Raw genomic sequence first — 8113 nt, 5'->3', positions numbered from 1 at the left:
TTTTGGTGGAGCTAAGCGGGATCGAACCGCTGACCTCTTGCATGCCATGCAAGCGCTCTCCCAGCTGAGCTATAGCCCCTACAAAAACAATTTTTCCCAAAAGGGAAGTATACAATTTCAGCTTTTCTAGAACGATCAAAATTGAAGATCAAGAAGAATTTACATTCAATGGAAAAGATGTCCTCTTTTACTTCTCTTAAGCATCGTCATCATTAGAAACACCGCCTCCGAGAATATCAGTAACGTCATCATCTTCATCGTCATCATCATGAGATAAAAATGTATCATCGTCATCACCGAGATCTACATCACCGTCTTCTAAATCAGGAAGATCGTCATCTTTAGAATCCTCATCATCCTCTTCAAGAAGCATAAAAGCAGATTTTTCAAGTGCTGTATCAAGCTCTTCAGCATCAACGTCTTCCTCATTGTTTGCTTCAGCTGCTGCAACTTCAAAGTAAGAACGCGGATAAGAAATTCCTGTATAGGGCGACACAATAGGATCGCGATTTAGATCGTAAAATTTTTTTCCTGTTTCTGGATCAACACGTTTAGTTCCAAGTTCTTGTTTTGCCATAAACCGTGCCTCTTTGATTAACTATTATTCCATTAAAAGATAAATTGTATGGTGCTTAATCGAAAAATAAAGCCTTTGTCAAAGATAAATACACTGTTCCACAGTGATTTTTTCATGACGTCTTTTAAAGCATGTGCTAAAGGATGCACAATTTCATAAAAGTTAGATAGAATTAAATAGAATTTCCATGCAAAAAGCAATCCCTATAACCACCTATAAATCGAGTAGTCTCTCTGGAAAAATTAAAATACCAGGAGATAAATCAATTTCTCATCGCTCTCTTATATTGGGAGGATTAGCAAGTGGTGAGACACATATTCATGGATTACTTGAAAGCGCTGATGTACTCAATACAGCCGCTGCTATGCAAGCTATGGGTGCCTGTATTATTAAAAAAGATGGCTTCTGGACCATACGAGGAACAGGGAATGGTTGCCTTTTAGCTGCACAAAAACCTTTAGACTTTGGAAACGCTGGAACGGGTGCTCGTTTGGTTATGGGAATGGTTGGTCCATATCATATGAAAACAACCTTTATTGGTGATGCTTCTCTCTCTAAACGTCCAATGGGACGTATCCTTGATCCACTGCGTCTCATGGGGGTTGAAATTGAAGCAACGCACGACGATCACCTTCCTTTAACGCTTTATGGCCCGAAAATGGCTAATCCGATTCGTTACCGTGTTCCAATAGCTTCCTCTCAAATTAAATCAGCAGTCTTGCTTGCTGGACTCAATACCGCCGGCATTACAACTGTTATTGAACCAGTTCTGACACGAGATCATACGGAAAAAATGTTAAAAGCATTCGGTGCACAACTTGAAATAGAAAAAGATAATGAAGGTGCGCGTTTGATTCATCTTAACGGTCAACCCCATCTTATTGGGCAAACAATTCATATTCCGGGTGATCCTTCTTCTGCTGCTTTTCTAATTATCGCAGCCCTTCTTGTAGAAGACTCTGATATCACCATTGAAAATGTTTTGATAAATAACTCTCGAATGGGACTTATCGAAACATTGTGGGAAATGGGTGCTCAAATTGAATTTTTGAACCGACGTCAAACAGGTGGAGAGGATGTTGCTGATCTACGGATAAAATCATCGGTTCTTAGAGGCGTTACGGTGCCCAAAGAACGTGCTCCATCGATGATTGATGAATATCCTGCTTTGGCAGTAGCAGCAGCCTTTGCAGAAGGCAAAACAGTGATGTTAGGAATTGAAGAATTGCGTGTAAAGGAATCAGATCGACTGTCTGCTGTTGCTCAAGGATTAAAAATTAATTGCGTAGACTGTGAAGAAGGTCAAGATTTTCTTATTGTTTATGGGAAAGGTTCTGCCAAAGGTTTGGGTGGTGGACATGTCTCCACACATCTTGATCATCGAATTGCTATGTGTTTTCTCATTTTTGGGCTTGTATCAGAAAAACCTGTTACCATTGATGATAAACGAATGATCGCTACGAGCTTTCCAGAATTTATTCCTTTTATAAAACAACTTGGGGGGAAAATCGCTTGAAGCCTTTTGTTATTGCCATTGATGGACCTGCAGCCTCAGGCAAAGGAACCTTAGCACGCAAAATTGCTGTACATTATCGTCTTCGCTATCTCGATACTGGTCTTACTTATCGTAGTGTTGCTCATACGCTTTTACAACAAAATTTAGCTCTTAATGATGAAAAAAATGCTATTATTTATGCTAAAGAACTCGATTTTAACACCTTAAATCCTGCCCTTCTTTCTTCTCATGAACTTGGTGAAGCGGCTTCAAAAATAGCGATTAACCCTGCTGTACGCAAAATTCTTGTCGAAAAACAACGCAACTTTTCTAAAGTTTTACCCGGCTGTGTGCTTGATGGGCGTGATATCGGAACTATTGTTTGTCCTGATGCCGATATCAAGTTTTATGTTCTAGCCAATGTTCAAACACGCGCCAAACGTCGCTATCAGGAGATTTTAAAAAAAGGTGTTCAGGCAAATTATCATGAAATCCTAGCTCAACTTGAACAGCGCGACAGTCGCGATATAACGCGCAAACAAAGTCCACTAAAACCAGCAAAAAACGCCCACTTGCTTGATACGTCAGAATTGAGTATAGAAGCAACATTTGAAATTGCATGCAGTTTTATTGATCCAATCATAAAAATGCATATAATTGGATAAATTCGTTAAGGTAACTTCCAGCCTAGCGCTAACTTTTCTTCCTTTATTCAAGGAAAAAGGCTAGGAGTTGCTTATGTTAACACTAACCTAGCGCTCATACCTTATAATACAAGGTATATATTAGGAGTTCTTATGTCACAATACAATCCCACAACAGCGGATTTTGAAGCCCTTTTAACAGAATCTTTTCAAACTAATGATCTTAATGAAGGATCTGTTGTTAAAGGTCGTGTTATTGCAATCGAAAAAGACATGGCCATTATTGATGCTGGTCTTAAAGTCGAAGGACGTATTCCTCTCAAAGAATTTGGAGCTAAAGCAAAAGACGGTTCTTTGCAAGTTGGCGATGAAGTTGAGGTTTACATTGAACGCATTGAAAATGCGATGGGTGAAGCTGTTTTATCGCGTGAAAAAGCACGGCGCGAAGAAAGTTGGGTCCGTTTAGAGGAAAAATTCAATGCTGGTGCGCGCGTTGATGGAGTGATCTTTAGCCAAGTAAAAGGTGGTTTTACAGTCGATCTTGATGGTGCCGTTGCTTTCTTGCCGCGCAGCCAAGTTGATATTCGTCCCATTCGCGATGTTTCACCTCTCATGCATAATTCACAGTCCTTTGAAATTTTGAAGATGGATCGTCGTCGTGGCAATATTGTGGTCTCACGTCGCACTGTTTTAGAAGAAAGTCGCGCTGAGCAACGTTCAGAAATTGTACAAAATCTTGAAGAAAACCAAATCGTTGAAGGTGTGGTGAAAAATATCACAGATTATGGTGCCTTTGTTGATCTTGGTGGGATTGATGGTCTCTTGCACGTTACAGATATGGCATGGCGGCGTGTTAATCACCCATCTGAAGTGCTCACAATTGGCCAAACGATTAAAGTGCAGATTATTCGCATTAATCAAGATACGCACCGTATTTCTCTTGGAATGAAACAGCTTGAAAGTGATCCTTGGGAAAGCATCAGTGTTCGGTATCCGATTGGTAAAAAAATTACGGGTGCTGTTACCAACATTACTGATTACGGTGGTTTTGTTGAAATTGAACCAGGAATTGAAGGGCTGATCCATGTTTCTGAAATGAGCTGGACAAAGAAAAATGTTCATCCTGGAAAAATTCTGTCTACATCACAAGAAGTAGAAGTGGTTGTTCTTGAGATTGATCCTTCTAAACGGCGTATTTCTCTTGGCTTAAAGCAAACATTTGAAAATCCATGGGAAGCTTTTGCCAATAAATTTCCTGTCAATTCGCAAATTGAAGGAGAGGTTAAAAATAAAACAGAATTTGGTCTGTTTATTGGGCTTGAAGGCGATGTTGACGGTATGGTTCATTTGTCTGATCTTGATTGGAACCGTCCTGGTGAACAAGTTATTGATACTTACAATAAAGGCGATATCGTTAAAGCTGTGGTCCTTGATGTTGACATTGAAAAAGAGCGCATTTCCCTTGGAATTAAGCAGCTTTCCAGTGATAAAGTTGGAGAAGCAGCTGCTTCTGGCGAATTGCGAAAAGGTGCTGTTGTAACATGCGAAGTGATTGCTGTTAACGACAATGACATTGGTGTGAAATTGATTGACCACAACCTTGAGACAACCATTCGACGCGCTGATCTCGCGCGTGATCGTGATGAGCAACGTCCTGAGCGTTTCGCAATTGGGCAAAAGGTTGATGCTCGCATTACAGCATTTGATAAAAAAACACGTAAAATTTCAGTATCGATTAAAGCTTTAGAAATTGCAGAGGAAAAAGAAGCTGTTGCACAATATGGTTCTACAGACTCAGGTGCTTCTCTTGGTGATATTCTTGGTGCAGCTTTGAAAAAACAAGAACAAGATTAATCATCAATCACTAAAGTTGACGGTGTTATTAAGGTCACTCATTTTAGGGTGACCTTTTTATTTTCTAAAAAATTGTCTGCTTATTTTCTAATTATTGGCGTCAAAAATTATAAATGCTTGCAAATAAAAACAAAAAGTTTGTTTTTTGTCTATCAACGGTTCACTATTCAGATAAAATGCTTACAATTTAAATAAAAACGATGTAATTGGATAACAATGGGACATTATGACGTGCATAATACCTTTCATAAAGTGTTTTTTTTCTCAAAAAGAGAAAAAAGGCTATTTTATTAATACGGATTTTCCTCTTCGTGCAATTTATAAGGTACAGGAAGATCTTTATAACTTAGGGCATGATATAGCTTCTGGTAAAGAAATTTTACTCCCTGAATATGACGGAGTAGAAGATTTTCGCAAGAAATTGAATGAAAATGCTAAACTTATTCTTCATGCCTTTCATACCAGTGATTTTGCTGCCCGAAATGATGAGACCATCGCACCGTCTGCTCAATGGCTCATTGATAATCATTACACCATTGATAAAACCATACAAAAGCTACGTCGTAATCTGCCCAAGTCTTTCATAAAGCAACTTCCTCTTTCTACACACAAAGCGGGAATACCACGAATTTTTGCTTTAACTTGGCTTTATATTGCGCATACCGATAGCAGCTTTTCACAAGAAACACTCACTGCTATAACCAACGGATTTCAAGAAGTTTGTGCGCTCACAATTGGTGAATTGTGGGCTCTTCCTTCTGTTATGCAAATGCTGCTCATTGAAAATGTCCGTCGTCTTTCAGTCCGTATCGAAAAAGCGCGACATATGCGCCATCTTGCTAGTCAAGTGGCTGATAAAATTTCTCTTGTAGAAAATAAAACAAATCTACACTCTCTTTTTACGCAGTATAAACCATTTACTGTTGATCCAACTTTTTCAGAACATTTATTCTATCGCCTGCGCAGTGCATCTGTCGATTCAACCGTAGCATTAACTTGGCTTGAAAATCAATTGAAAAGCCAAGGCAGTAGCTTAGAGATTGCAACAGCCGATGAACATACCAGACAAGCAGCAGATGGTGTGACCATGGGAAATATTATCCGTGCTCTTAAAGCTATAGATGATGTTGATTGGACAGCATGGTTTGAAACAGTGAGTTGTGTCGATTCTATTTTGCGTAAAAATAGTGATTTTTCTGAAATTGATTCTCACTCACGCAATATTTATCGACAAGTCATTGAAAAAGTTTCACGCTTTTCGCCTCTTAGTGAGCTGGAAATTGCACATAAAGTTGTAGAAATGGCAAATTCCACTTCTAAAGATATGCCTCATCATTCTTGTGTGGGGTGGTACCTTGTTGATGATGGTCGTGGCATATTTGAAAAGGCTTGTGGATATATCCCGCCCTTTCTCATAAAATGGACACGAGCTTCTTGCTCAAAATTGAGAGTCATCGCCATTCCTGTCTCTTTTCTGACGCTCGCTCTTTTGCTTGTAATTTACGCCCTTTTACAAATATCTGGCATGACATCATGGATGTCTTTTTGCTTTACTGTATTAGCGCTTTTTCCTGCTATCGATGCTGCTTTTGCTTTATTTAACACTGTTGTTTCATGGTTTGTCCCATCAAGACAACTCATTGGCTATGAATATAAAGAAGGTATTCCAAAACATGCACGGACAATGGTTGTTGTACCTACTTTGATGACATCACGCGATGATATTGATGAACAAGTACGCAGTCTTGAAGTGCACTATCTTTCCAATCCTAAAGGTGCCATTCATTTTGCACTCATTACAGATTGGGTGGATGCTCCATTGAGAGAAACGCAAGATGATCTTGATTTATTGCACTATGCGCAAAAGAGTATTGATAAACTCAATAGTCGTTATCATCGTGATGAACTTCCTCTTTTTTTCCTTTTACATCGCCGACGCCTTTATAATACAAGCGAAAAATGTTGGATGGGTTGGGAACGAAAGCGAGGAAAACTTCATGAACTCAATCGGCTCTTAAGAGGCGATAAAAACACAAGCTTTTATCCTCCCAATCCACATCTTCCTATGGATTGCCGTTTTGTTATGACGTTGGATTGTGATACACGTCTTACTCCAGAGAGCGTCGCAAAACTTGTTGGAAAGCTTAACCATCCACTCAATCATCCCATTTTTGATCCGCAAAGTGGAAAGGTTGTAAAGGGCTATAGCATTTTACAACCACGCATTATTCCTTCGCTTACAACAGGAAAAAAAACATCAATTCTCCAACGGATTTTTTCTATCAACCGTGGCATTGATCCTTATGTTTTTGCTGTTTCTGATACTTATCAAGATCTTTTAGGAGAAGGCACCTTTATCGGTAAAGGTCTTTATAATATTGATGCATTCGAACAAGCGCTTGATGGCAAAATTAAAGAAAATACTATCCTTAGTCATGATCTCTTAGAAGGAGGTTATGCTCGTACTGCTCTGGTGAGTAGCATAGAAGTCATTGAAGATTATCCAACCGCTTATAATATTGATGTTATGCGTTATCATCGCTGGATTCGCGGTGATTGGCAGCTTTTGCCTTATCTTTTTTTCCACCGTCAAATAAGTTTCGTGACGCGTTGGAAAATGCAGGATAATTTACGTCGTTCTCTTACTCCACTTATGTGGTTAATCGCAGCATTTGCAGGATGGGCTTTTTTGTCTTTCAAGAGTGCAATTGTCTGGCAAATATTCTTGTTGTTTAGCTCCTTCATTTCTCCCATTCTATGTGTATTAAAAACGCTAGTCTCGTCCAATATAGATCATTCTTTGCGTGGACATTTTCAATTAATTTGGAACAAAACTGCTCTTACAAGCGCTGATATATTTCTTAAAACGACGTTTCTTGCTCATTCGGCGTATTTTATGACCGATGCGATTATTCGTACACTCTATCGTATGACGATTTCAAAACAGCATCTTCTTGAATGGAAAACTTCTGCCGCAACAAAATCAATGCCCAATAGTTTGCGTTTCTATGTTTTTACAATGGCACCAGCATCGCTTATTGGTATCCTTACTATAGCACTCCCTCTTTTTTCTGATAGTTTTGCAAGCTTGATTGCTTTGCCTTTTGGGATAGCATGGTTTTTTTCACCCTTCATTGCTTGGATTGTGAGTCAACCTTCAACCTTTCAAGATAGCCTTGATCTTTCTTCAAAAGATGAAAAAAAACTTCGCTCTATTGCACGGCGTACATGGCTTTATTATACAACCTTTGTCAATGCACAAAACAACTATTTGCCTCCCGATAATTTTCAAGAAGATCCTGAACCTCTTGTTGCTCAACGTACATCTCCTACGAATATTGGCGTTTATCTCCTTTCTATTATTGCGGCACGTGATTTTGGCTGGATTGGTTTTGAAGAGACCATTACCCGTATTGAGTGTACATTACGCTCTCTTACAAAAATGGAAAAGTTCCGTGGTCATCTCTATAATTGGTATGAAACGGATACACTCAGGCCTCTTTTACCTACTTATGTATCAACCGTTGATTCAGGAAATCTTGC

At 39.1% G+C, this 8113-nt stretch carries 4 protein-coding genes, 1 tRNA gene and 1 pseudogene; 4 read left to right on the top strand and 2 right to left on the bottom strand.

Going from position 1 to position 8113, the window contains the following annotated elements; all coding sequences use genetic code 11:
• Positions 1-3 precede the first annotated feature (3 nt).
• Positions 4-79: transfer RNA gene (locus ACFIKE_RS04355), tRNA-Ala, on the bottom strand.
• A gap of 117 nt (positions 80-196) precedes the next feature.
• Positions 197-577: a TIGR02300 family protein gene (locus tag ACFIKE_RS04350; RefSeq protein ID WP_375648472.1), complete on the bottom strand. Its 381-nt coding sequence runs from the start codon at positions 575-577 to the stop codon at positions 197-199.
• A 187-nt stretch (positions 578-764) separates the two neighbouring features.
• On the opposite strand from ACFIKE_RS04350, the gene aroA reads away from it, so the two are divergent.
• From aroA to ACFIKE_RS04330, 4 genes and pseudogenes are all read left to right on the top strand, one after another.
• On the top strand, positions 765-2093 hold the full coding sequence (gene aroA / locus ACFIKE_RS04345; RefSeq protein WP_375648471.1) for a 3-phosphoshikimate 1-carboxyvinyltransferase: 1329 nt from the start codon (positions 765-767) through the stop codon (positions 2091-2093).
• Positions 2090-2737 (top strand): (d)CMP kinase, encoded by a 648-nt coding sequence (cmk, locus tag ACFIKE_RS04340; RefSeq protein WP_375626214.1) that lies wholly within the window; start codon positions 2090-2092, stop codon positions 2735-2737. Before aroA ends, cmk begins: the two co-directional genes overlap by 4 nt.
• Positions 2738-2869: 132 nt before the next feature.
• Positions 2870-4570 carry a 30S ribosomal protein S1 gene (gene rpsA, locus ACFIKE_RS04335; protein WP_026500132.1) on the top strand — a complete coding sequence of 567 codons (1701 nt, stop codon included), beginning with the start codon at positions 2870-2872 and terminating at the stop codon, positions 4568-4570.
• Positions 4571-4796: 226 nt separating this feature from the next.
• A pseudogene (locus ACFIKE_RS04330) lies at positions 4797-8113 on the top strand (protein ndvB); the annotation flags it as partial.

Origin of the sequence: Bartonella sp. MU70NMGDW (assembly GCF_042194085.1) — a bacterium.
GTDB lineage: Bacteria > Pseudomonadota > Alphaproteobacteria > Rhizobiales > Rhizobiaceae > Bartonella > Bartonella grahamii.
The sequence above is the reverse complement of the archived record's forward strand: the minus strand, read 5'-3'. Positions and strand labels throughout refer to the sequence as shown.

Bases quoted from the DNA above. Each gene is read 5' to 3' on its own strand.
- ACFIKE_RS04350 (WP_375648472.1), bottom strand. From the start codon at position 577: ATGGCAAAACAAGAACTTGGAACTAAACGTGTTGATCCAGAAACAGGA.
- aroA (WP_375648471.1), top strand. From the start codon at position 765: ATGCAAAAAGCAATCCCTATAACCACCTATAAATCGAGTAGTCTCTCT.
- rpsA (WP_026500132.1), top strand. From the start codon at position 2,870: ATGTCACAATACAATCCCACAACAGCGGATTTTGAAGCCCTTTTAACA.